The sequence below is a fragment of the Pseudomonas sp. WS 5079 genome (assembly GCF_012985465.1).
Taxonomy (GTDB): domain Bacteria; phylum Pseudomonadota; class Gammaproteobacteria; order Pseudomonadales; family Pseudomonadaceae; genus Aquipseudomonas.
The window spans coordinates 133,076-156,812 of sequence record NZ_JAAQWN010000001.1; the positions used below are offsets into that span (position 1 = coordinate 133,076).

Consider the following 23,737-nt stretch of genomic DNA (forward strand, 5'->3'; position numbering starts at 1 on the left):
ATCAAGTTGTGTGCAAGACGACCTGGACTGGCTTACTCGTCCAGCCTCAGGCCGATCTGCGTACGCTTGGGCAGTTTGCTCACCACCAACTGGTGGGAGCGCTGCAGCAAACCGCGCAACTCCTCGCCGCCCAGCGGGTAGGGCAGTTGCATGATGATCCACTGCGCGCGTGCCAGGTACGGCGCCGGGTGGATGCCCGGGCGGTCCACGTGGCCGAGGAACAGCTCCTTGTCGACCTTGAACGCCAGGGAGTCACCCCGCAGGTTCTGCAACGCGAACATCTTGTTGCCGGCAATCGAGAACACCCGCACTCCACCCCATTTGTAATCCTCGCGCGCACCGGGCAGGCCCAGGCAGAACTGGGCGACGTCGTCTTCGGTCATGATCCGGGTGTTCATAGCAGGCGATCTCCGCAATTGTTGAAGGCGTGGGCCAAAAAGTCGATCCAGGCGCGCACCGCTGGGGATACGCCGCGTCGGTGCGGGTACACCGCTTGCAGCCAGCCGCCAGGCAGTGACCATTCGGGTAGCAATTGCACCAGTTGGCCGGTTTCCAACTCCTGCTCGCAATACATCATCGGCAGCACGGTGAAGCCCAGGCCGGCGAGGGCGCTGGCCTTGCGCACCAGGAAGTCGTCGATGCCCAGGCGTGCCTCCATGGCCAGGTCGGTGGCATTGCCGGCAGGGTCGAGCATGCGCAGGTGGACCATGCGGTCGGCTTCCAGGGCGCCCAATACCGGCAGGTGCTTGAGGTCGGCCGGGGTGTTGATCTGATGGCCACGCACAAACTCGGGGCTGGCGACCATGGCCGTCTGCGCCTGACGCAGGCGGCGGGTCACCAGCAGCGGGTCTTCGTCCCCCAGTTCGCGCACGCGCAGGGCCACGTCCACGCCCTCGGCTACCAGGTCGACGCGGCGATTGATCAGCATCATCTCCAATTGCACCAGCGGGTGGGCTGCGAGAAATTGCGCCACCACCGTCGGCAGGATTTCGTGGGCCAGGCCCACCGGGCAACTGACGCGCAGGCGGCCACGGGGCTCGCTGGACATGTTGGCCACGGCTTCGTCGGCCATTTCCGCTTCCAGCAGCATCGCCTGGCAATGCCCCAGGTAGCGTTCGCCGACGGCGGTCAGGGTCAGTTGCCGGGTGGTGCGCTGCAACAGGCGGGCGCCGAGGCGTTCCTCCAGTTCGGCAATGCGCCGTGACAGCCGCGACTTGGGGATCCCCAGCAGCCGGCCAGCGGCCGCGAAGCCACCGGCTTCCACCACCTTGGCGAAATAGTAGAGGTCATTGAGGTCTTGCATGTTGGGCCTATTGTCCTGTCAGTGGGACGAACTATCGCATTTTAACCGGCTAATCGGCTATTGGGTTGATCTGTAGGATTCTCTCCATCAGATCGCCCGGTGGCGGTCCTCACTTGGAGATCCCACATGAAACTCTTGCATATCGATTCCAGCATCCTCGGCGACAACTCGGTATCCCGTCAGTTGAGCCGCGAAGTGGTCAAGGCCTGGCAAGCGGCCGAGCCGGGTGTGGAAGTCACCTACCGCGACTTGGCCAGCGAAGGGATCAACCATTTTTCCGGGATCACCCTGGGCGCCCTGGGCACCGCTGCCGAACTGCGTGATGCGGTGCAGAAGCACGAAGCCGACCTGAGCGCCTCGACCCTGGCCGAGTTCCTGGCGGCCGACGCGGTGGTCATCGCCGCGCCGATGTACAACTTCACCATCCCCACCCAACTCAAGGCCTGGATCGACCGCATTGCTGTTGCCGGCCAGACGTTCCGCTACACCGAAGCCGGCCCGCAAGGCTTGTGCGGCAACAAGAAAGTCATCGTGGTCTCCACCGCCGGTGGCCTGCATGTGGGTCAGCCGACCGGTGTGGCGCACGAGGACTACTTGAAGGTGCTGCTGGGCTTCTTCGGCATTACCGACGTTGAGTTCGTACGTGCCCACGGCCTGGCCTATGGTGACGAAGCACGCAGCAAGGCGCTGAACGACGCCAATGCGCAGATCAGCGAGCAACTGTTCGTCGCTGCGTAAGAGATTTCACCGCGGCTCGCTATCAATCTGATTCGAGGCGCCTAAACTCTGTATTCTGCTGGCCTGAAAACCAGCGGATTACGGAGTTTTTTGTTTTGGGTGGGCGAATCTGGCGCAGGTTATGCAACACAGGGCCATACCGCCCACTCGCAGGCGTCACGCAGCACAGGTGGACATCCCCATGATGCGTCTTTGTGCAGTCTTGCTGGTTTCCCTGTTCGGCGGCCTCGTTCCAGTGCACGCTGCCGTGGCCCCGCACCCCCATTGGAGCGTGGGCTATCACCGCATGAGCTTTCTCGACCCGCTGGATTCGCAGCCGATGAAAGCCATCGCCTTTTATCCGTCCACCGGCCGCGAACATATCAGCCAGGTGGGCGCCTATCGCGTCGCCGCCACCGAGGATGCCAAGGTCGCCATTGGCCGCTTCCCGCTGTTGATGTTGTCCCATGGCAACACCGGCACGCCCCTGGCCTTGCACGATTTGGCGACGTCGCTGGCGCGCAAGGGGTTTGTGGTGGTGGCGGTGCTGCATCCTGGCGACAACTACAAGGACCACAGCCGCCTGGGCACCTTGAGCAACCTGTATGGCCGCCCGATCCAGATTTCGGCAGCGATTAGCGCCACCTTGGGCGACCCAATGCTGTCGCCGTTCGTCAATGTCGACCAGGTGGGCGTGATCGGCTATTCGGCAGGCGGCGAGACGGCGCTGATCCTGGCCGGGGCCAAGCCGGATTTCGAGCGTTTGCGCCGCTATTGCATGGAACGCCCCGAAGACCGTGACGCTTGCACGACCAAGGGCGAGCTGGTGGTCGACCGCGATGACCTGCAACCCCAGGCCGACTCCCGGATCCATGCGTTGATGCTCATGGCCCCGCTGAGCCTGATGTTTGGTCGGCACACCCTGGGCGACGTGCATGTGCCGGTGCTGCTGTATAGCGGCGACGGTGACAAGCTGGTGGCCGTGGATAAAAACGCCGCCGCCCTGGCGCGCAAGCTGCCGCAGCCGCCGGATTTCAAGCTGTTGGCCGGGGCCGGGCACTTTATCTTCATGGCCCCTTGCGATGATGAGCAGTTGGCGCTGATGCCGGCGCTGTGTACGGATGCCGATGGGGTGGACCGCGAGGGCATTCACCGTGACCTGATTTCCGAGGCCGGGCGTTTTTTCGGGCGCACCCTTGGCCAGCACTCGCGAGCCGGCCTACAGACCGCCGATCAATAGGCCCGGCGCATCAGCAGCAGGGTCAGGCCCAGGCCTGTGACGGACAGTAGCGCCGCGCAAAAGAAAATCCACGAGTAGCCCAGGTTCAACGCCACCGCGCCCATCAACGGCCCGGCAATCGCCAGCGCCAGGTCAAAAAACACCGCATAGGCACTCAGCCCCGCGCCCCGGCTGCTGTTGGGCACCTGTTTGATGGCTTCGACGCCCAATGCCGGGTACACCAGGGACAGGCCAAAGCCGGTGAGGCCGGCGCCGACCAGGGCGATGGCGGGAGAGGGTGCGAGCCATAGCAGGGCCAGGCCGAGGGTTTCCAGGGTCATGCAGGCAATCGCTGCGCGAAACCCGCCAAAACGGTTGATGCTGGAGATAAACAGCAGGCGCGAGAGGATAAAGCAGATGCCAAACACCGTCAGGCACCAGGCGGCGCCGGTCCAGCCGCGGCTCAGGTAGAACAGGGTAATGAAGGTGGTCAGGGTGCCGTAGCCAATGGATGCCAGGCACAGGCTGGCGCCAAACGGTGCAATCCGCCCGAACACCGCCCAGAACGGCAGGCGCTCGCCGCGCACCACCGGCACCGAGGGCTTTTTGCGGATCAGCACCAGGCCCAGCCCGGCCAGCACCGCCAGCGCGATACCGAGGCTGTTGTAGCCATATTGCGCAACCATCACCACACCCAGCGGCGCACCAATGGCTATGGCGCCGTAGGACGCGATGCCGTTCCAGGAGATCGAGCGGGCGGTGTGTTCGGCGCCGACCTGGCCCATGCACCAACTGATAGTGCCGACACCGATCAGGCCCTGGGCCACGCCCAGCAGCACTCGGCCGACAATCAGAATTCCCAGGCTCAGATTGGGCAGGCTTTGCAGCGCAGTGGCGAACAGGGTCAAGACGCCGCTGAGCAGGATGCCGCTCAAGCCGAGCACAATCGCGCGCTTGGTGCCGACGTTGTCCGACATGCGCCCGGCCATGGGCCGGCTGAGGAGGGTGGCCAGGTACTGCGAACCGATGGTGATGCCCGCCACTACCGCACTGAAGCCCAGTTGTTCATGGACGTAGCCGGGAATCACCGCAATCGGCAGGCCGATGCAGATAAACGCGATAAAGGTATAGAAGACGATGGAGACGATCTGCAGGGTGATCGACAGGGAGCTGGGGGCGGCAGGCATGGAGGCTCATTCGCGGCAGGGCGGTGAACCCATCATGGCAAGGGCTGGGGAGAAAAGGAAGCAGGCTAACAATCATTGGCTTGACGCTCCGTTGGTCGAGCCTGGAAATGCAAAAAGCCCCGTCACTGCTGACGGGGCTTTTACTTGCAGCGTGTAGCCAGCCGCTATTGGCTGCCCTTAAAACACCACGCCCTGGCTACGCAGGTAGTCGTCATAGGTGCCGCTGAAGTCGATCACGCCGCTTGGGCTCAGCTCGATGATGCGAGTGGCCAGGGACGATACGAACTCACGGTCGTGGCTGACGAAGATCAGCGTGCCCGGGTAGTTCTCCAGCGCCAGGTTCAGCGCCTCGATGGATTCCATGTCCAAGTGGTTGGTCGGTTCATCCATGACCAGCACGTTGGGCTTTTGCAGGATCAGCTTGCCGAACAGCATGCGACCTTGCTCACCACCGGAGATGACCTTGACCGACTTGAGGATCTCGTCGTTGGAGAACAGCATGCGGCCGAGGGTGCCGCGGATCACTTGTTCGCCCTGGGCCCACTGGCCCATCCAGTCGAACAAGGTGACGTCGTCTTCGAAGTCGTGGGCATGGTCCTGGGCGTAGTAGCCCAGCTCAGCCGCGTCGGTCCACTTCACGCTGCCGGCGTCCGGGGTCAGTTCGTTGACCAGGGTGCGCAGCAGGGTGGTCTTGCCGATACCGTTCGGGCCGATGATCGCCACGCGCTCGCCCGCTTCAACCTGGAAGCTGAAGTCCTTGAACAGGGTCTTGCCGTCAAAGCCCTTGGCCATGCGCTCGACGATGACCGCCTGGCGATGCAGCTTCTTGGTCTGCTCGAAGCGGATGAACGGGCTCACACGGCTCGAAGGCTTGACCTCGGCCAGTTGGATCTTGTCGATTGCCTTGGCGCGGGAAGTGGCCTGCTTGGCTTTCGAGGCGTTGGCCGAGAAACGGCTGACGAACGATTGCAGTTCGGAGATCTGCGCTTTCTTCTTGGCGTTGTCCGACAGCAATTGCTCGCGGGACTGGGTGGCCACGGTCATGTACTCATCGTAGTTGCCCGGGAACAGGCGCAGCTCGCCGTAGTCCAGGTCAGCCATGTGCGTGCACACGCTGTTCAGGAAGTGACGGTCGTGAGAGATGATGATCATCAGGCTGTTACGCTGGGTCAGGACGTTTTCCAGCCAGCGGATGGTGTTGATGTCCAGGTGGTTCGTCGGTTCGTCGAGCAGCAGCACTTCCGGATCCGAGAACAGCGCCTGGGCCAGCAGTACGCGCAGCTTCCAGCCTGGGGACACTTCGCTCATCGGGCCGAAGTGCTGCTCGATGCCGATACCCAGGCCCAGCAGCAGTTCACCGGCACGGGATTCGGCGGTGTAGCCGTCCATTTCGGCGAACTCGGTTTCCAGCTCGGCCACGGCCATGCCGTCTTCTTCGCTCATTTCCGGCAGCGAGTAGATGCGATCGCGCTCGGCCTTGACCTTCCACAGCTCTTCGTGACCCATGATCACGGTGTCGATCACGTTGAATTCTTCGTAGGCGAACTGATCCTGGCGCAGTTTACCCAGGCGCACGTTCGGTTCCAGCATGACCTGGCCGCCGGACGGGTCGAGGTCGCCACCGAGGATTTTCATGAAGGTCGACTTGCCGCAACCGTTGGCACCGATCAAACCATAACGGTTGCCGGCGCCGAACTTGACCGAGACGTTCTCAAACAGCGGCTTGGCGCCGAACTGCATGGTGATGTTAGCTGTGGAGATCAATTACTTTACCTATCAATAGCTTGGGGTGCGCTTATTTGGGCCGGGACCCATTCGGAGCCCGGGCCAACGGGCATGCGTCAACAGCGACATCAAGGCGTGAAGCCCAGTCGCCGAGCAGAAAATATGGGGTGCATGTTGGAATTTGGCGCGCATTGTCGCATATGTGAGGCGCGAGTTATATGACAGGCAGTCTTGTCCGGCGCCAAGAAGTGCGGCGCGGGTCTGTTCTGGCGGGAAATTCTACAAAATTCATCGAGTTGTATCGAAATTGTATCGATTGTCAGGTTTGTGGTTGATAACAGTTGAACATCCAATGGCCGTGGATTAAGTTTCCACCGTTCGCCCTGCAGTGATGGCTCTTTACCGGTTCAAGGATGGCGAGGCTGTCGGTGCGGGGCGAACCACCTTCTTTTTTTGACGGCGCTCATTGCCATCCTGTTGCGCACGCTCAATGGTTTGGAGACGCAATGGACACGCTGTCTGCTCAACAGGCGATCGCCAGTAACAAGGCCGCCTGGAACGAATCCGCCGAACACCATAAAACCACCGAGCACTGGCAAGGCCTGCTCGCCGGCGTCGGCGAGCCCGACTTCAGCTGCCTGGATCCCACCCTGACCTCAGTGTTGTTGCAGGTGGGCATACAGGGTCGGGACGCCGTGCAACTGGGCTGCAACAACGGCCGTGAGAGCCTGTCGCTGTATGGGCTTGGTGCCCGCAGTGTGGTCGGGGTCGACCAGTCCGATGCGTTTCTGGCGCAGGCGGTGGAACTGGCCAGCCGCTCGCCGCATGCACCTGAATTTATCGAAGCCGATGTTCATCATTTGCCCGAGGGTGTGTTGGGGCGGTTTGATATCGCCCTGATCACCATCGGCGTGCTGGGTTGGATGCCAGATATCGGGCTGTTTATGCGGCATGTTGCCAGCACCCTGAAAGAGGGGGGCACGCTGGTGATCTACGAGACCCATCCATTCCTGGAAGTGTTCGACCCCGAAGCGGCCAACCCGATGCTGCCGGCCACCTCCTACTTTCGCCGCGAGCCTTTTGTGCAGAACGAGGCAATCGTCTATGAAGGCACCAGCAAAAGTGCCGCCGCCACGTCCTACTGGTTTGTGCATACCCTGGGGGAGACTGTCAGCGCGGCCATCGCGGCAGGGCTGCAGATCAGTCATTTGCAGGAATACCCGCACTCCAATCGCGAAGAGCTGTACGACCGGTACGAAAACCAGGCCGCGCAATTGCCCATGTGCTACACGCTGACTGCGGTAAAACGCTCGGCCTGAAGGCAAAAAAAGGCCCGCTGGGGCGGCGGGCCAAGGGATTCATCTGAGGAGTTGGGTTTAACCTAACGCGTCAAAGGTGAACACTTTGTGAAAATCCTGTCGCAAAAACCTGCCTGCTCAAGACCTGCGCACAAACGTGCGCATGGTTTGCCCTGGCGTCGTACTGAAACGCGTTGGCCGGGGCATGCCTTCATCCGCTGCGATGAACACGAAGTGCCTGTCATCCAAGGTGTAGCTGGCCGGCAGGCATTTGCCGGCGTCGGCCCCTATGGAATCTATCCAAGTGATGCTTTTGGGCGTGGTGCTGGCGTCCAGGCTAAAACACCCCTCTAGCAGTACGTTGCCGTCGACGGTCTCGACCCGGAATCGATCACCGTCAATCGTGGTCAGCGCACCTGGTGCACTGTGCTCGTCCGGTGGATTAATGACACCACTGTCTTCCAGGGCAATTTGCTCCCAGGTGCCTTGCAGGGCCTGTCTATCCAGTTGCGTTGGGCTCGATATGGGTGATGGCATCAAAAGCTCCTTTTATTGATGGGCCGGGCAGGGCGGTTTGTCTACCAGCCAATTTTTTTAAAAACTGGCATGGAGCTTTCTGCAGGAAATGTCTCAAAAAAGCCAAGTAGTTGAGTTCTCCCCCTTGCAAGCAGCGATTTTGACATATCGTAAGAACGATGCTGCTCGATATGTCGTCTACGCTGATCAATGTCATGGATGACATTGATTTTTGTGAAGGAAAACAAACTCCATGCGATAGGGATTTTTTCAGTGGCTAAATGGTCGGATGACCGTTGCCTCGTGTCGTACGAGCCATATACAGGGCGTTGTCCCTGCATTTTCAGTTGGTTATTCAGATCTATCGTGTAGTGGACAGCCAGCGTCCATTTTTTGAAGGGTGTCCCCATTTTGAATAGAACTCCCCAGGTGCACGCCCCCGTGGTGTCTGACGAAATTGATTTATTTGAGCTGTTTCACTCGATTTGGCGGCAGAAGAAACTGGTCATCGGCTGTACCTTCTTTGCCGGCCTGCTTGGTGTTGGCTACGCGCTGCTCGCTCCCCGTGAGTACCAGGTCAGCAGCGTGCTGAGGCCGGCAGCTATCAATGAACTGGACGCACTCAATCGCTCCGAGGTCTACAAGTTGCCACCGGCGGACGCGCTGGCCAAAGTGGGCGCGCAGTTGGATTCGTACGACGCGCGACTGAGCTTCTTCAAAGCCAACCCGGCGTTGTTCCAGGCGTTTCAGGAGCCGGGCCGCAGCCTTGAGCAGAGTTTCGAAGCGTTCAACCGCAACTCGATCAAGCTGATCCTGCCCGATCCGAAGAAAGCAGATTCCCTCAGTAGCTATATCCGTCTTGAGCTGCAATACCCCACGGATATGGACGGGGTCGCGATTCTCAACGGTTTTGTCGACTACGCCATTGCAGCCGAGCGCGAGCAAGTGGGCGCCGATCTCAAGGTGATCGTCAACAACCGCCTTACCGAGCTCAAGGGCAAGATTGACGCGGCGCGCGCCAATTATGAAACCGACAAGGAATCGAAGATCGCCAAGCTGCTGGAAGGCGACAAGCTCAAGCGCGCACAGCTTGAAGACGAACTCAGCGCCCTGCGCCTACAGATGAAAATGCAGCGTTCCAACCGCCTGGCAGAGTTGAACGAGGCCATCTCGATTGCCAAGTCCATGGGCATCAAGAACCCGACCACGCCGTCGTCCATGGCCGATGCTGGGCGTAGTGGCACGAGCCAGGTGATGCGCACCGAGGTCAACAACCAGCAGATTCCCCTGTACTTCCTCGGCACCGACGCCCTGGAAGCCGAGCGCACGGCCCTGCAGCAGCGTACCAGTGATGACTTCACCAACAGCCGTGTCGCCGAAATCGGCAAGGAACTGCAGTTGCTGGAGGTCAATCGCCAGGTCGAGGTGATGAAGCGTCGGGGCAATGAAGATATTTTCCTGCAGGATGTCGAGCCCTTGCGCGCTGAAGTGGCGCGCCTGCGTAGCCTGAATATCGATATGAGCGCCTTGAAACTGGTGACCATTGACCGGCGCGCCCAGGAGCCCCTGAGCCCGGTCAAGCCGAAGAAAATCCTGGTGGTTGCGTTGAGCCTGGTGGGCGGTTTGCTGCTGGGGATATTGATCGCGCTGGTTCGCCATCTGGTGCTGGCACGCGGCAAGCCAGTGGCCTATTCGCCCCTGGACGACGACCGCTTTGCCAAGCGCGAACGCAAGGATGACCAGCCACTGGGCTGAGTCACGCCGCTCGTTTGCCGGGCTGCGTCGCAGCCCGCAAGACCCGCCACCCCGCGTCCGAGGTGGCGCGGCTATACAGTTGGAAGACACCTTTTCACAATTCTTAGTTAACCTTTGGTTACAATCTATGGCTAAAATAACTGCCATTGGCCACTATCCGAACTGTCTCCAAGGCACTCGTGGGCTGTTAACGAATTGTGATTTCAGGTGCTGCATTTTCCCTCCCTGGCCCGGCCTGGAGGAGCAGCCTGTACTCTTCTGACATGTGACGAATTCCCGTGAAACTCATCATTGTTGCTCTCTACGTTGTCTCCATCGCGTATGTCCATCTGCGTGGCCGGGTGCGACATAAGCTGGGCCGTCAATTAAGCGACCACTCGACCTTCCTCGCCCCGGTCAATTGCTTCCTTTACCTATTCTCCAAACTGCCCGGCCGCCCGTATCTCTCGCCCAGCGATTTCCCCGACCTGAGCCCGCTCCAGGAGCACTGGCAGGAGATTCGCGAGGAGGGCCAGAACCTGATGCGCGCCGGTGAGATCAAGCGCTCGGACCAATACAACGACGTGGGTTTCAACTCGTTTTTCAAATCGGGCTGGAAACGCTTCTACCTCAAGTGGTACGGCGACAGCCATCCCTCGGCCATGAAGCTGTGCCCGCGTACTACGGAGCTTGTGCAAAGCATCGGTTCGATCAAGGCCGCGATGTTTGCCGAACTGCCTCCAGGCTCGAAATTGGTGCGCCATCGCGATCCTTATGCTGGCTCCTATCGTTACCACCTGGGGTTGGATACACCCAACGATCCAGGCTGCTATATCAACGTGGACGGTGAAAACTATCACTGGCGCGACGGCGAGGCGGTGATGTTTGACGAGACTTACATTCACTACGCCGAAAACACCACCCAGCAAAACCGCATCATCTTGTTCTGCGATATTGAGCGACCGATGAAATACCGTTGGGCTGCGGCGTTCAATCGCTGGTTCAGCCGCAATGTCATGGCCGCCGCCGGCTCGCCCAATGATGCCGGGGACAAGACCGGCGGCTTGAACCGCGCCTTTACCCGCCTGTACAAGATCCGCCTGCGCGGCAAGGAGCTGAAAAAGCGTAACCGCACCCGGTATTACCTGGAGAAGTGGGCGATCTTTGCTGGTTTGGCAGTGATTTTCATATTGATCTGAGAGTAAGGCCCCTTGCCACTGGCGGGGGCTACTCAGGCGGCTGGGTCCCCAGTTTCTGCCCTATCTTCTTGCTGAGCCGCTGCCGGTTGGCGTAGGGGCATTCGAAAAGCCGTGTTACACCTGCATGGAAAGTATTTGGTTACCAAATCCGAACCCAGGGCGTAGCGTGTTATCGAATGCAGGTATTCCTCACCCTACAGAGGTTTTGTCATGAACAGCCGTACGCGCAGCCTTGTAGTGCTGGCCCTGGGCCTTGCCTTGAGTGGCGGGGCGCAGGCGCAGAACCTGCCCGGCAACAACAACCCGTATAACAGCCCGATCAAACGGGCCAATCCCAACAGCATGCAGGGCACCCAGCCCAATACGCCCGCCACCCGCGGTACCTACACCGCGCCGGTGCCTCGGCCGCCGACCCTGGAAAATGGCGGTATCGGCAACCGCTATCCGCAACGTGATGCAGCACCTGCACGTCCCGCCACCCAACCTTCAGCCCCGACGCAAGATGCCAATGGCAATCGCCGGCCCTGAACGCAAGGAACCCCACGGTATGTTTCTACGCACAACTCTTTTAGCGACCTGCTGCGCTAGCGCCCTGGCAAGCGCGCTGCCCGCGTTGGCCGCCGAGACCCGGCAGTTCCCCAGCGAGCAAGGCAGCATCACCGCGACCCCGATTGTCAAAGGCCTGGACCACCCATGGGCGGTGGCGTTTTTACCCGACAAACAGGGCTTTTTGGTCACCGAACGGCCGGGCGCGCTGCGTTTTGTGAGCAGTGATGGCAAATTGTCCGCGCCGCTGAGTGGCGTGCCGCAAGTCTGGGCCAAGGGGCAGGGCGGTTTGCTGGATGTGGTGTTGTCACCGGATTTCAAGGAGGACCGCTTGGTCTACCTGTCCTACGCCGAAGGGGGGGGCAAGGGCGGTACGGCCGGCACGGCGGTAGGACGTGGCCGCTTGAGTGACGACCTGAGCGGCCTCAAGGACTTCCAGGTGATCCTGCGCCAGGAGCCCAAGCTCTCCACCGGCAACCATTTTGGCTCGCGCCTGGTGTTTGACCGCGATGGCTACCTGTTTGTGACCCTGGGCGAGAACAATGATCGCCCGACGGCCCAGGACCTGGACAAGTTGCAGGGCAAGGTAGTGCGGATCTACCCCGACGGCCGCGTACCGGATGACAACCCGTTTGTCGGCCAGCCAGGAGCGCGGCCGGAAATCTGGTCCTATGGCCAGCGCAACCCCCAGGGCGCTGCGCTGAACCCGTGGACCGGCACCCTCTGGGAAAACGAACATGGCCCACGCGGCGGTGATGAGATCAATATCATCGAACGTGGCAAGAACTACGGCTGGCCCTTGGCGACCCATGGCATCAACTATTCCTTGCTGCCGATTCCCGAGGCCAAGGGCAAGACGGCCGAAGGCACGGTCGGGCCCCATCATGTGTGGGAAAAGTCACCGGCCATCAGCGGCATGGCGTTCTACGACGCCGACCGCTTCAAGGCCTGGCAGCACAACCTGTTTATCGGCGCCCTGGCCAGCCAGGAGCTGATCCGCCTGCAGTTCGACGGCGACAAGGTGGTCCACGAAGAGCGCCTGCTGGGCGAGTTGAAGGCGCGCATCCGCGATGTACGCCAGGGCCCGGATGGCTTCCTGTACGTACTCACGGATGAGGATGATGGCGTGTTGTATCAGGTGGGCTTGAAGCAGGATTGACCGGCTCCTACAGCCCCAGTTCGGACAGCCCCGGATGATCATCCGGGCGCCGTCCCAGGGGCCAGTGGAATTTGCGTTCGCTTTCCTTGATCGGCATGTCATTGATGCACGCATGCCGATTGGACATCAGGCCGTCCTGGTCAAACTCCCAATTCTCGTTGCCGTAGGAGCGGAACCAGTTACCGGAATCGTCGTGCCATTCATAGGCATAACGCACCGCGATGCGGTTGCCGGTAAACGCCCATAGCTCCTTGATCAAGCGGTAGTCCAGTTCCCTGGCCCATTTGCGGGTGAGAAAATCCTTGGCCTGCTCGCGGTTATGGGCGAACTCGGCGCGATTGCGCCACCTTGTGTCCAGGGTGTAGGCCAGCGACACGCGCTGCGGATCGCGGGAGTTCCAGCCGTCTTCGGCGAGACGGATCTTTTCAATGGCCGATTGCTCGGTAAAGGGCGGTAAGGGCGGACGCACGTGTACATTGGCGGTCATTTGACTGCTCCTTTGGATCGTTAGTTGTTAAACCCAGACAACTTTCAAAGTGCCAATAAGTCCTGCGCCATGCATTGCGCATTATCAGCGGCGGTGACATCGCCCATGATCAGGGCGATGGTAATGGCGCCATCGACCAGGATCAGCAGTTGCGCGGCCTGCTTCTCCGGGGCCGGCGTGCCATGGGCCTTGCACAGTTCAAGCAGGTACTCGAACAGTTTCTGTTTGTGCGCCTTGGCCAGTAAGCGAACCGGGTCTTGCGGGTTGCCGGTCTCGCCGCTGGTATTGATAAAGGCGCAACCGCGAAAGTCCGCAGAGCCGAACCAGGCCTTGAGGGCGCTGAACACGCCGAGCAAACGGGCGCCGCTGCCGGCGTATTGCTCGACCTCGCTGCGCAGCCACAGCAGCCAACGCGCGTCGCGCCGCTGCAGGGCGGCGATCACCAGTTCGTCCTTATTGGCAAAGTAGCGGTAGATACTCTTCCTGGAGACACCGGCGGTTTTCACCAGCAGATCCATGCCGGTGGCTGCAATGCCATGCCGGTAGATCAACTTTTCGGTGACGTCCAGGATAATCTCGCGGGTTTCATTGTTGGTCATATCGTTCATGTTGCGAACAGTAGAACGATCGTTCTTCTTGGTCAATCAATTATTTTCAGCGGCCCGTGGGCAGACCTGGGGACCCCCATGGTGTAAGCTCTCGGGCTCTTCGGATTCGATCATTGCGAGCCCTATGCCGTCGTTATTCAAACGTTCCCTGTTGCCCAAATTGCGCGGTTTTCCCCTGAGCACCGATGCGATCGAGGTGCTGTCTGGCGCTGCCGAGTTTCGCCGCTGCCTGCTGGAGAAAATCGCCCAGGCCCAGCACCGTATCTACATCGTCGCCCTGTACCTGCAACAGGACGAAGCGGGCCAGGAGGTGTTTGACGCGCTGCATGCCGCCAAGGCCGCACGGCCCGGGCTGGATATCGTGGTGATGGTCGACTGGCTGCGCGCCCAGCGCGGGCTGATCGGCGCGGGCAAGCAGCCGGGCAATAGCGCCTGGTACCAGGCGATGACCCAGTCACACCCGACGCAAGTGCCGGTGTACGGCGTGCCGGTGCAGACCCGCGAGCTGTTCGGCGTGCTGCACCTAAAGGGTTTTGTGATCGACGACAGTGTGCTGTACAGCGGCGCCAGCTTGAACAATGTGTACCTGCACAAGTTCGACAAATACCGCTTCGACCGTTATCACCTGATCCACAGCAAGCCCCTGGCCGACTCCCTGCAACACCTGGTGGAACATGGCCTGGTGGCGTCCAAGGCGGTGCACCGCCTGGACCTGCCCAACCTGCCCAGTACCCGCAGCTTGCGCAATGACATCGGCGACCTGCGCAGCCGTCTCAAGCACGCGACCTATGACACCACCGCCGGCCAGGCGGGCATTGGCGGGTTGTCGGTCAGCCCGCTGCTGGGGGTGGGCAAGAACAACCCGCTGAGCCGGGTGATCTGCGAGCTGATCGCCAGTGCCCAGCAGCAGTTGACCATCTGCACCCCGTATTTCAACCTGCCGCTGCCAGTCACCCGGGAAATCAACCGCGCGCTGGCCCGGGGGGTGAAGATCGACATCATCGTCGGCGACAAGACCGCCAACGACTTCTACATCCCGCCCAGCGAACCCTTCAGGATCATCGCCGCGCTGCCGTATCTCTACGAGATCAGCCTGCGCCGCTTTGCCAAGCGCCACCAGCGCATGATCGACAGCGGCCAGCTCAACCTGCATCTGTGGCGCGACGGGGATAACACCTATCACCTCAAGGGCATGTGGGTCGACGAACGCTATACCTTGCTCACCGGCAACAACCTCAACCCCCGGGCCTTTCGCCTGGACCTGGAAAACGCCTTGCTGATCGACGATCCCCAGGGCCAGTGGATGGCACCACGGCGTGGCGAGCTTGCGCAGATTTTCCAGCACACCACGCGGATCCAGGGCTACCAGCAGTTGCAGACGCTGGTGGATTACCCCGAGGCCGTCGGCAAGTTTTTGCGCCGGGTCAGCCGGGTACGGGTCGAGCGGTTGTTGTATCGGATTCTCTAGTGGCGCGGTGCCGGCCAGATCGCTATGAGCAGCAGCAGGGCAGCGGCCACCAGGTACGGTAGCCGCGGCTCAACGGCATAGATCAGAGTCCCGGCCAGGGGCCCGACCACCACGCCCAAGCCTTGTGCGGCACCCACCGACCCGGCAGTAGCGCCTTGTTCCGAGGCTTCCACTGCGTTGGCCGCCAGGGCGGCGAACGATGGGAAGATCCAGCCCATGCCGGCCGCCGAGACGAAGAAACACAGCCAGAGGATCCACGCGGTATCGGCGAACATACTGCCGGCAAAGCCCAGGGCGGAAACAGTGGCGCCGACGCGGATCATCCGCAATGGCGGCCATTCGAGCTTGCGCACCAGCAATTGCGAGCAGATCAAGGCCAGGCCGACCATCGTCAGGGCAATCCCGGCGGTTTGTGCGGCATCGGCCGGGTTCATTTTCAGGCGGTCGAGGGCGAAAAAGCCCACGGTGATCTGGGCGATAGACACACAGAGCATGGCGGCAAAGGCCACCACCAGGGGCCGGCGCAGGCGTGGGTCAGAGAGGTTGACGGCCTTGGGTGGTTGCTTGAGGTGCAGTTCCTGGCGCGGCAGTTTCACCAGCAACACCAGGAAGCCGAGCATCGGCAACAGCGCCATGGCATAGAACGGCAGGCTCAGGCTGTAGCGGGCCAGCAGCGCGGCAACCGCCGGCCCTAGCACCAGGCCGCAGGCGTTGGCCGCCCCCAGCGAGGCCATGGCCTTGGCGCGGTGGGCCGGCTCGATATTGTCGGCGATCAACGCATAGCCGCCCACCGGGATTGCGGCGTAGAACACCCCGATCAACCCGCGCCCGAGCACCAGCCCGATAAACGCCAGCATGGCCGAGGGCAGTAATTGCAGGGAAGCGTCGATAAACACGCACAGCGCCCAGTACGCCAGGGTGAAGCCCCCGGTGCCCAGCAACAGTACGCGCCGGCGCCCCAGGCGATCACTGGCCTGGCCCCAAGGCCGCGCCAGCAACATCCAGATCACCCCGGACACCGTCACCGCCGCCCCCGCCTGCCACGTCGCCAGCCCCAGCACCCGGGCGATGGGGCCAATCAGCGAGACAAACGCCATCATCGCCATGGTGCAGGCCATGTTGGCGATCAGTAGGGGACGCAGGTTGAACGACACAGAGGTGGGCAAGGCGGCATCGATGCTAGTGGCTGAATCGGGCATGGGGAATCTTCCGTGAGTGGGATCAATGGAACGTTATAGGTAAGACGGTTAAACGCACAGCGCGATTAACCTAGATGATAGGGATCTACAGCTTTGGGAGTGGGGTTGCTTGTGATGGCGGTGGTTCAGCCACCCATCTTGGATGACTGACACACCGCCATCGCAGGCAAGCCAGCTCCCACGTTTGATTTGCGGTGTGGCCCAAGTTTCAGCCCCGACGAACATCCCCTGTGGGGGCGGGCTTGCTCGCGATCGCGGTGGTTCAGCCACTGTTTCCGGTGACTGACACACCGCCCTCGCAGGCAAGCCAGCTCCCACATTTGATTGGCGGTGTGGCGAATATTTTCTGCTCGCTGAGACCCCCTGTGGGAGCGGGCTTGCCCGCGATGGCGGTGTGTCAGGCTCAGAGCCGCTACCGTCGAGGTATCAGTTCAACCCCAGCTTGCCCCGCAGGGTAGACAGGTCTTCGGCCAGGGTATTGACCGGGCCGACCAGGGCCTTGCGGTCGTTTTCCTTGACCTTGTCATAGGTTTCAAAACCGCCATCGGCCGTCTTGTACTTGGCCAGGATGGTGTCCACCGTGGCGAAGTTCTTGTCGACCTTGGCCAAAAACGCCTTGTCCTGCTGTTCGATCTGCCCACGGAACAGGTCGACGATCTTCTTCGCCCCGTCAATGTTGCCCTGGAAGTCATACAGGTCGGTGTGGCTGTAGCGGTCCTCTTCGCCGGAGATCTTGGTGGCGGCCACTTCTTCGAGCAACGCGGCAGCGCCGCCGACGACTTTTTCCGGCGGGAAAGTCAGGCCGGCAACGCGGGTTTGCAGGTCTTTGACGTCCTTGTTCAAGCCATCGGCAAGGGCGCCCAGGCCCTGGGTGCTGTTCTCGGCGAACAGGCTGTATTCAATACGGTGGAAACCGGTGAAATCCTCGGCCTTCACGCCTTTTTCGTGATCGTCGACCCGTGAGTCGATCGAGGCATCGAGGTCGCTGAACAGCTCGGCGATCGGCTCGATGGCCTCATAGTGCACACGGGTCGGCGCATAGAGTTTTTTCGCGGTGGTCAGGTCGCCTTTTTTCACCGCGTCGGTAAAGGCCTGGGTCTGGGTCACCAGTTCATCGATCTTGTCGGTGACATAAATCTTGTAGTCCGACACCGGGCCCACCAGGTCCAGGGGCGCCGTCGCGGCAAAGGCTGCGAGCGGAGAAAGGGTCAACAACAACGCAAGAGACGACTTTTTCATGGGACGGTTTCCGCTGTGGGGAGGGGGTTAGGTGTTGGCAGTGGTGTGCAGCAAGGTGCGGCCGATAAAGTCCTTGGGCCCGGTGACCCCCGGCAGCGTGAAGAAGTAGCCGCCGCCCACCGGCTTGAGGTACTCCTCCAGAGGCTCGCCATTGAGCCGGGTTTGCACAGTAATGAAGCCTTTCTCCAGGTCTGCCTGGTAGCAGATAAACAACAGGCCCATGTCCAGCTGGCCGTTCTTGTTGACGCCATTGGAGTAGTTGAACGGCCGGCGCAGGATCAGGTTGGCCTGGGTCGACGCTGTGCGCGGGTTGGCCAGGCGGATATGCGCATCGAGCTTGGTCAGTTTGCCTTCTGGGTCCTTGCTGTAGTCGGGCACCTGGGCTTCGCTGTGACCGTCCATGGGCGCGCCGCTGGTCTTGATCCGGCCGATGATGCTCTGCTGTTCCTGCAAGGGCGTGCGGTCCCAGCGCTCGACGAAGTTGCGGATGATCCGCACCGCCTGGTAGCTGCCATGGGCGGCCCAGGCGGGCTCGTCACTGCCGGGCTGGACCCAGACCAGTTGGTCCATGGCCTTGGCGTCGTTGGAGTCCGGGTTGGCCGAGCCATCGCGAAAGCCCAGGAAGTTGCGCGCACTCTGTGCCGGCTGCCCGGCGCGGGCAGGGGCCTGGGGCGGTACGCTGCCTTCCTGTTTCCAGCGCACTAGTAGCAGGTCCGGCAGGTTTTTCACGATATCGCGCAGGGCGTGGATATTGGTATCGGGGGTGTTGGAACTCAACTGCAGGCTCAGGTCGCCGTGGCACTGCGCCGGTTCCAGGGCATCGTTGGGGAAGCCGACCATGCGGGTCAGGCGCTTGGGCTTGGCGGCGGCCAGGCCGAAACGCTCGTCGAACAACGACGCGCCCACCGACACGGTAATCGTCAGGTTATCCGGGGTGACCACCGGGCCGAGGATCCCGGAGTCGGTGGGCGGCAGTTTCGGGTCGACTTGCGGCACGCTGCCACCGGTCATCAAAAAGCTGATGCGCTCGTTGAGCGTGCGAAACAACCGCTCCAGGTCCTCGCGGTCGCTGGCCAATACATCGAACGCCACCAGCATGCCGCAGGCCGGGCGCGGGGTGACGATACCGCTCTGGTGCTTGCCGTGGAAGGCATGGTGGTCCTGGGTTTTTTCGCTGCTGGGGGCAGCGGTGACCTGGGCCGCGCCGGCCGCCATCGCCGGGCAACTGAGGCTGCTGCCGGCAATTGCCGCGCCGGTGGCGGCCATGCCCAGCAACACACGGCGGCGCTGGGCGTTGAACTGTTCTGAATCACTCATCTATTTGGTCGTCTTCACTTAAGGCCGGAGAGGCCAAGGGCTGGGTCGATTCCATCGAGTGCGGCGGCCAGAGCCTTGGCCTTGTCGGCGATCTGCTGGCGCTGATCGGCGGTAACGCTGTCATAGGTGGGGTAGTGGCCATCGACCTGCAGGCCGTCGAGTTGCGCGGCGAAAGCGTTGATCGCGCTATCGATCCCCGGCAACAGGTCGGCGGCGGACTTGCCCAGCAGCGGGCGCATCAGGTCCAACACTTTGCGCGTCACCGTAAGGTTGGCGGCAAAGCCATTGAGGTCGAGGTGGCTGTAGCGCTCCTCTTCGCCACTGGCGGCGCGCACGTCGGCCAGGCTGTTGAGGTTGCGCACCAGGATGCTCACCAGTTGCTCGGGCGGCAGCGACTGCGCGAGCAGCTGTTGCTTGAGGGTGGTGACATCGGCCAGCAGGCGCTGGGCAATCGGTGCCAGGCCTTCGAGGCTGTGTTGCGCGAACAGGCTGTACTCCAGGCGATGGAAGCCGCTGAAGGCCGGGTCCTGTTCGCGTTTTTCGAAGTAATCGGCGCGGGCATTGATCGCGTTGTCCAACTCGGCCAGGCGCTGGGCGGCCGGGGCCAGTCGTTGGTAAGCCTCGCGAGCCGGCAGGTACAGGGCCTGGGCTTGGCTCAGGTCGCCTGCGGCAATCGCCTGTTGGAGGGCGCTGACGGTCTTGATCAAGGCGCCACCCTGGGTGTTCAGATACACGCGAAACTCCGACAGCGGGCCGACAAAGGCCACCATCGACGGCTTGGCTTTGGCCTGGGCGTCGGACTCGGCGGTCGGCGTTACGTGCAGGGTGCCGCGCGGGTTGCTCAACAGGCCGCAGGTGATGGCGTAGTCGCCCGGCAGCAGGTTGGCGTTGATCACCTGGCTCAAGCCCGGCGCAATGTTTTCGCGCTCTTCGACCACCAGCACGCCGTCGAGGATTTCCCACTCCACCGCGCGATCCGAGCGATTGATGATGCGAAAACTCGCACGGCCTGCCGGCACCGTCAGGGCGTTGGGCTCGCAGGCATGGGCATGGATGATCACGGCGATTTCGTTGTGATTGACCTGGCGCTTGGCCGCGGCCAATTGCGAGGCGTAGTAGAACAGGCCGCCGGCGGCGATCATCACGATCACCGAACCGGCGACCGCCCAACGCAAGGCGCGGGGTGGCGAGGCAGGGGCTTGGTTTGGCAAGGGACGACCTTACTGGCTGGAAACGGAAGTGGGGGTGGCCGGCGCGGCGGGCATGAAGAACATCACCAGCGCCAGCACCAGGTAAATCAGGTAGGCGCCCAGGGTGCTGACGGTCGGCGCGTCCTGATAGCCGAACATGCCGGCCAGCACCGAGCCCAGCGGGCCATCCATCGGTAGCGTCGCGCTGAAATCGAACAGTACAGTCTGCAAGTGGTTCCACACCCCGGCTTCATGCAGGGCCTGCACCGAGTTGGCGAGGATGCCGGCGGCTACCACCAGGATGAACAGCCCGGTCCAGCGAAAGAACGCACCAAGGTTCAGGCGCATGCTGCCGCTGTAGATCAAGAATCCCACAACAATCGCCAGCACCAGGCCGAGCAGGGCGCCGATGGGCGCGGCCGGGCCTTCGCTCTGCTGGAACACTGCCAGCAGGAAGAACACCGTTTCCAGGCCTTCACGGGCTACGGCGAAAAACACCATGGCAATCAGCGCAATCACCTGATTGCGCGAGCCGGCCAGGGCGTGATCCAGGGATTGGTGCAGGGAATGCTTGATCGAGCGCGCGACCTTGCGCATCCAGAACACCATGGAACTGAGAATGCCCACGGCCACCAGGCCGACAATGCCTTCGAACAGTTCTTGCTGCTTTTGCGGGAACTCGGCGCTGACCAACTCCAGCCCACCGCCGACCAGCAGGGCCAGGGCGGCTGCCAGAAATACGCCGATCCACACCGCCGGCATCCATTGGCCACGGCCGGTCTGTTGCAGGTAGCTGGCGATGATGCCGACGATCAATGCGGCTTCAATGCCTTCGCGCAGCATGATGAGAAAGGGGACGAGCATCGGGCACCGCAACGTAATTAGTTAGGGTGCTAAGTTGTAACATAATGATACTCATTACTAAACAGCGGATCTTGACGTTTTCTGAACACGGCCTGAACAGCCGCCTAAGTCGTTGCAGCGTGGGGTATGTGTTCCTTATCAAGCCAACACGCTCCTACAATGGCCGACCTACAAGATTGAGCCCTGGCCCATGTCGGAAAAAGACACAATCTCCATCCACCTGGTTCGTGAAGCCCTGTTGCAGAGTTGCGCCCCCGGTGCGGCGACGCGGGAGGCCCTGAACAAGGTCGGGATCGAGCCTGCCTTGCTGGAGCAGCCTGCCGCCCGCGTCCCGGCGCTGGCGTACGCGCGGCTCTGGCGCTTGCTGGCGCGGCGTCGGGATGATGAGTTTTTTGGCATGGACCCGCGCAAGCTCAAGTCCGGCAGCCTGGGGTTCCTGTGTCGCGCGTCCATGGCCCAGCCTACCCTGGGCGAGGCCCTGGAAACCGGCCTGGGCTTCCTGTCGTTGATGCTCGAGCACCTGCCCGCGCAATTGGTGCGCCAGCAAAGCCTGGCGGAAATCGTCTTGCTGGAGCCCGAACCCGAACCGCGACGGGCGTTCACCTATTTTTGCTACTGGATGATCGTCCACGGCGTCGCCTGCTGGCTGGCCGGGCGACGCATCCCGATCCTGGCCATTGAATTGCGCTGCCCGCAACCGGACTTCTGCGACGACTACCAGGTGATGTTCTCTGACAACCTGCGCTTTGATCGCACGCGTACACGCATGATCTTTTCTGCCGACTGCCTCGACCTGCCGGTCAAGCGCAGCCCCGAGGAACTCAAGCGCTTCCTAGCCCAGGCGCCGGCCAACATCCTGGTCAAATACCGCGACCCCGACAGCCTGGCGATGCGCATCAAGCATGACCTGCGCCGACGCCCGGCCCAACAGTGGCCGGAAACCGAAAGCCTGGCCCAGGTGTTGTGCATGTCCGCCTCGACCCTGCGCCGGCGCCTGGCGGAAGAAGGGCAAACCTACCAGGGCCTGAAGGACAGCGTGCGCAAGGAACTGGCGGTTGTGTGGCTGGCCGAGGCCGATATCAGCTTCGCCGAGATCGCCAGCCGCCTGGGTTTCGCCGATGTGAGTTCGTTCTACAAGGCCTTTCGCAAATGGTCGGGCTCCAATCCCGGGCATTACCGCAGCTTGATTCTTAATGATGCTACATAGGGCGTAAGGGGGCGGATAAGGCTCAGTTAAAACTCCAAGCCGGCTTTCAATAGTGAGCCTGCAGAGGCTCTAGGAAATCTAGGGTGATTCAATCTTCTGGTTATTTAAACGGGTTTTTCGGCCGCCTATCAGCAATGTGGTACATACACCCAGTAAACCAAAGAAACAGGTTGCCGCAACTATAATTAAAGTCAATGAGAAACCATATGCATCTAATAGTCCGCCGAAAACAGTATAGGAGATACCGATAATCACCGAGTTGACTAGATTGGCAACAGAGAGGCAAGATGCTCGGATGCGTGACTCGACATTATCATGGATATACGTTTCATATGACGTCTCATATATGGCTGGGAGCGACATAATTAGAAGAAAGCTTGCGATTGAAGTGGTCGTTCCGATATTCAATGATAAAATGAAAAGAAGAAAAGTAACGGCAAGGGTGGTAATGAAGGCAATTGCACCGAGAGAAAACCTGGCGCAAATAAAGCCAGCGCCCATGAACATTACTGCTGATATGGCTTCAACTCCAGCATAGATGCCGGCAATTATAGGTACTTCTAAGCCCTGAATGGAGAAAAAAGGTTGGCCATAGATAAACAACGGAATCGTTGAAAGCTCGAATAAAGCATATCCAATAAATAAAGGTATAAGAAAAGCGCCGTTTTTAGAGCGGAAGAAATTAATTAGCGCAGTAAAAAGACCCTCTGTATTTTTACTGCTCATGCCCCTTTCTTTATTGGTGTTCAGTGAGACAGGTGGAAGTTTGATTTCGGGGATTAATGTTACAGTCAGCGCTCCAATAAGCTTTGATATTGCAAAAAAAATATAAACACAGTTCCAAGACCATGTGTCTTGTAGTACACCGCCAAGAAGCATGGACAAGCCTAATGAAACCGCACCAATGGCACGGGCGCGAGATAATATCTTGGGGTAATCTTCAGCTCGATTTTCTGCCAGTAAGTTATCATACAATAATGCCCTGTCTGAACCGGAGCTCATGGCAATACTGGCACCGAATAGGCAAAATATAATTGCGAAAGGAATAAAGGAAGAGAACAGTAAAAAGCCAACGCCGCTTATAAATAATCCTAAGAAGCCTATTATAAGCGAAAATTTACGACCGTATCGATCTGCGAGTAAGCCAGATGGGATTTCCAATGCGACAGAAGAGAAGAATAAAAAAGATTGAAGAATACCTATTTCTCCTTGTGTGATTCCAAGTTGCAATAGGTAGAGCACAAATAAGCTTCTCTGAACATCCAGATTCAAAAATATCGACAATGAATAATATAAGTTGTCGTTTTTATTTTTTAAAAAATTGAATGAGCCCATTTTTATTTGAACGCCTGTCTTTTAATTCAAAAGTCTTGAAGCTTAAGGGGCGTACATCTCCTTTTGAAGGGGTGATTCTTGCTAAATGCTGAAAAAGCTGGCCAAGTCATGATAATGGGAGAACTGGCAGCTTCGATTTGAGCGCAGCAATAATAAGAATTTTTACCTTGCAGCCAAGTGCTGCACGGTACTAGGAAATTACTTACCAGGGACTTCTTGT

22 protein-coding genes are annotated in these 23,737 nt (G+C 60.2%); 9 read left to right on the forward strand and 13 right to left on the reverse strand.

Annotation, left to right across the window (positions count from 1 at the left end):
* Positions 1-32: 32 nt before the first annotated feature.
* The gene (locus HBO05_RS00625) at positions 33-383 is read right to left on the reverse strand and encodes an MmcQ/YjbR family DNA-binding protein (RefSeq protein WP_057440098.1); all 351 of its coding nucleotides are present in this window, start codon (positions 381-383) and stop codon (positions 33-35) included.
* A gap of 11 nt (positions 384-394) precedes the next feature.
* Positions 395-1,303, reverse strand: a complete 909-nt coding sequence (locus HBO05_RS00630) for a LysR substrate-binding domain-containing protein (protein ID WP_170041490.1) — start codon at positions 1,301-1,303, stop codon at positions 395-397.
* A 126-nt stretch (positions 1,304-1,429) separates the two neighbouring features.
* Between HBO05_RS00630 and HBO05_RS00635 the strand changes: the two genes are divergently transcribed.
* Together HBO05_RS00635 and HBO05_RS00640 are read left to right on the forward strand one after the other, a co-directional pair.
* Positions 1,430-2,041, forward strand: coding sequence for an FMN-dependent NADH-azoreductase (locus HBO05_RS00635; protein ID WP_169952460.1), 612 nt, complete (start codon positions 1,430-1,432; stop codon positions 2,039-2,041).
* Between the two features lie 181 nt (positions 2,042-2,222).
* On the forward strand, positions 2,223-3,260 hold the full coding sequence (locus HBO05_RS00640; protein WP_169952457.1) for a dienelactone hydrolase: 1,038 nt from the start codon (positions 2,223-2,225) through the stop codon (positions 3,258-3,260).
* Here HBO05_RS00640 and HBO05_RS00645 read toward each other — a convergent pair.
* Positions 3,254-4,426 carry an MFS transporter gene (locus HBO05_RS00645; RefSeq protein ID WP_172311187.1) on the reverse strand — a complete coding sequence of 391 codons (1,173 nt, stop codon included), beginning with the start codon at positions 4,424-4,426 and terminating at the stop codon, positions 3,254-3,256. The genes HBO05_RS00640 and HBO05_RS00645 overlap by 7 nt on opposite strands.
* A gap of 177 nt (positions 4,427-4,603) precedes the next feature.
* Positions 4,604-6,190, reverse strand: a complete 1,587-nt coding sequence (locus HBO05_RS00650; RefSeq protein WP_082445592.1) for an ABC-F family ATPase — start codon at positions 6,188-6,190, stop codon at positions 4,604-4,606.
* A gap of 467 nt (positions 6,191-6,657) precedes the next feature.
* On the opposite strand from HBO05_RS00650, the gene HBO05_RS00655 reads away from it, so the two are divergent.
* Positions 6,658-7,470: a class I SAM-dependent methyltransferase gene (locus tag HBO05_RS00655; RefSeq protein ID WP_172311189.1), complete on the forward strand. Its 813-nt coding sequence runs from the start codon at positions 6,658-6,660 to the stop codon at positions 7,468-7,470.
* Positions 7,471-7,587: 117 nt separating this feature from the next.
* Here the strand turns inward: HBO05_RS00655 and HBO05_RS00660 are convergent, their stop codons facing one another.
* Complete coding sequence (locus HBO05_RS00660; RefSeq protein ID WP_169957309.1) at positions 7,588-7,986, reverse strand: TIGR03067 domain-containing protein; 399 nt, start codon at positions 7,984-7,986, stop codon at positions 7,588-7,590.
* A gap of 390 nt (positions 7,987-8,376) precedes the next feature.
* On the opposite strand from HBO05_RS00660, the gene HBO05_RS00665 reads away from it, so the two are divergent.
* The 4 genes from HBO05_RS00665 (at position 8,377) to HBO05_RS00680 (ending at position 12,603) form a co-directional block, all read left to right on the forward strand.
* Entirely contained in the window at positions 8,377-9,720 is a 1,344-nt protein-coding gene (locus HBO05_RS00665; protein ID WP_172311191.1) for a Wzz/FepE/Etk N-terminal domain-containing protein, read from the forward strand.
* A gap of 278 nt (positions 9,721-9,998) precedes the next feature.
* Positions 9,999-10,898, forward strand: a complete 900-nt coding sequence (gene lpxO / locus HBO05_RS00670; protein WP_169957305.1) for a lipid A hydroxylase LpxO — start codon at positions 9,999-10,001, stop codon at positions 10,896-10,898.
* A gap of 210 nt (positions 10,899-11,108) precedes the next feature.
* The gene (locus tag HBO05_RS00675; RefSeq protein WP_170041486.1) at positions 11,109-11,426 is read left to right on the forward strand and encodes a hypothetical protein; all 318 of its coding nucleotides are present in this window, start codon (positions 11,109-11,111) and stop codon (positions 11,424-11,426) included.
* Between the two features lie 19 nt (positions 11,427-11,445).
* The gene (locus HBO05_RS00680) at positions 11,446-12,603 is read left to right on the forward strand and encodes a PQQ-dependent sugar dehydrogenase (protein WP_170041485.1); all 1,158 of its coding nucleotides are present in this window, start codon (positions 11,446-11,448) and stop codon (positions 12,601-12,603) included.
* Between the two features lie 7 nt (positions 12,604-12,610).
* On the opposite strand, the gene HBO05_RS00685 is transcribed toward HBO05_RS00680, so the two are convergent.
* Positions 12,611-13,090, reverse strand: a complete 480-nt coding sequence (locus HBO05_RS00685; protein WP_170057395.1) for a nuclear transport factor 2 family protein — start codon at positions 13,088-13,090, stop codon at positions 12,611-12,613.
* A gap of 44 nt (positions 13,091-13,134) precedes the next feature.
* Entirely contained in the window at positions 13,135-13,698 is a 564-nt protein-coding gene (locus HBO05_RS00690) for a TetR/AcrR family transcriptional regulator (protein ID WP_170057394.1), read from the reverse strand.
* A 124-nt stretch (positions 13,699-13,822) separates the two neighbouring features.
* Between HBO05_RS00690 and pssA the strand changes: the two genes are divergently transcribed.
* On the forward strand, positions 13,823-15,166 hold the full coding sequence (pssA, locus tag HBO05_RS00695; RefSeq protein WP_170057393.1) for a CDP-diacylglycerol--serine O-phosphatidyltransferase: 1,344 nt from the start codon (positions 13,823-13,825) through the stop codon (positions 15,164-15,166).
* Here pssA and HBO05_RS00700 read toward each other — a convergent pair.
* From HBO05_RS00700 to efeU, 5 genes are all read right to left on the reverse strand, one after another.
* Positions 15,163-16,365: an MFS transporter gene (locus tag HBO05_RS00700; protein ID WP_169957290.1), complete on the reverse strand. Its 1,203-nt coding sequence runs from the start codon at positions 16,363-16,365 to the stop codon at positions 15,163-15,165. The genes pssA and HBO05_RS00700 overlap by 4 nt on opposite strands.
* A gap of 426 nt (positions 16,366-16,791) precedes the next feature.
* Positions 16,792-17,604 (reverse strand): iron uptake system protein EfeO, encoded by an 813-nt coding sequence (efeO, locus tag HBO05_RS00705; RefSeq protein WP_172311193.1) that lies wholly within the window; start codon positions 17,602-17,604, stop codon positions 16,792-16,794.
* 27 nt (positions 17,605-17,631) lie between these two features.
* The gene (gene efeB, locus HBO05_RS00710) at positions 17,632-18,921 is read right to left on the reverse strand and encodes an iron uptake transporter deferrochelatase/peroxidase subunit (RefSeq protein WP_169951421.1); all 1,290 of its coding nucleotides are present in this window, start codon (positions 18,919-18,921) and stop codon (positions 17,632-17,634) included.
* 14 nt (positions 18,922-18,935) lie between these two features.
* Positions 18,936-20,063 carry an iron uptake system protein EfeO gene (efeO, locus tag HBO05_RS00715; protein WP_172311837.1) on the reverse strand — a complete coding sequence of 376 codons (1,128 nt, stop codon included), beginning with the start codon at positions 20,061-20,063 and terminating at the stop codon, positions 18,936-18,938.
* 78 nt (positions 20,064-20,141) lie between these two features.
* Positions 20,142-20,975: an iron uptake transporter permease EfeU gene (gene efeU, locus HBO05_RS00720; RefSeq protein WP_170041480.1), complete on the reverse strand. Its 834-nt coding sequence runs from the start codon at positions 20,973-20,975 to the stop codon at positions 20,142-20,144.
* A 190-nt stretch (positions 20,976-21,165) separates the two neighbouring features.
* Here efeU and HBO05_RS00725 point away from each other — a divergent pair, with 190 nt between their 5' ends.
* Complete coding sequence (locus HBO05_RS00725) at positions 21,166-22,182, forward strand: AraC family transcriptional regulator (protein WP_169951426.1); 1,017 nt, start codon at positions 21,166-21,168, stop codon at positions 22,180-22,182.
* Between the two features lie 78 nt (positions 22,183-22,260).
* Here the strand turns inward: HBO05_RS00725 and HBO05_RS00730 are convergent, their stop codons facing one another.
* Positions 22,261-23,517, reverse strand: a complete 1,257-nt coding sequence (locus HBO05_RS00730; RefSeq protein WP_172311195.1) for an MFS transporter — start codon at positions 23,515-23,517, stop codon at positions 22,261-22,263.
* Between the last annotated feature and the right edge of the window lie 220 nt (positions 23,518-23,737).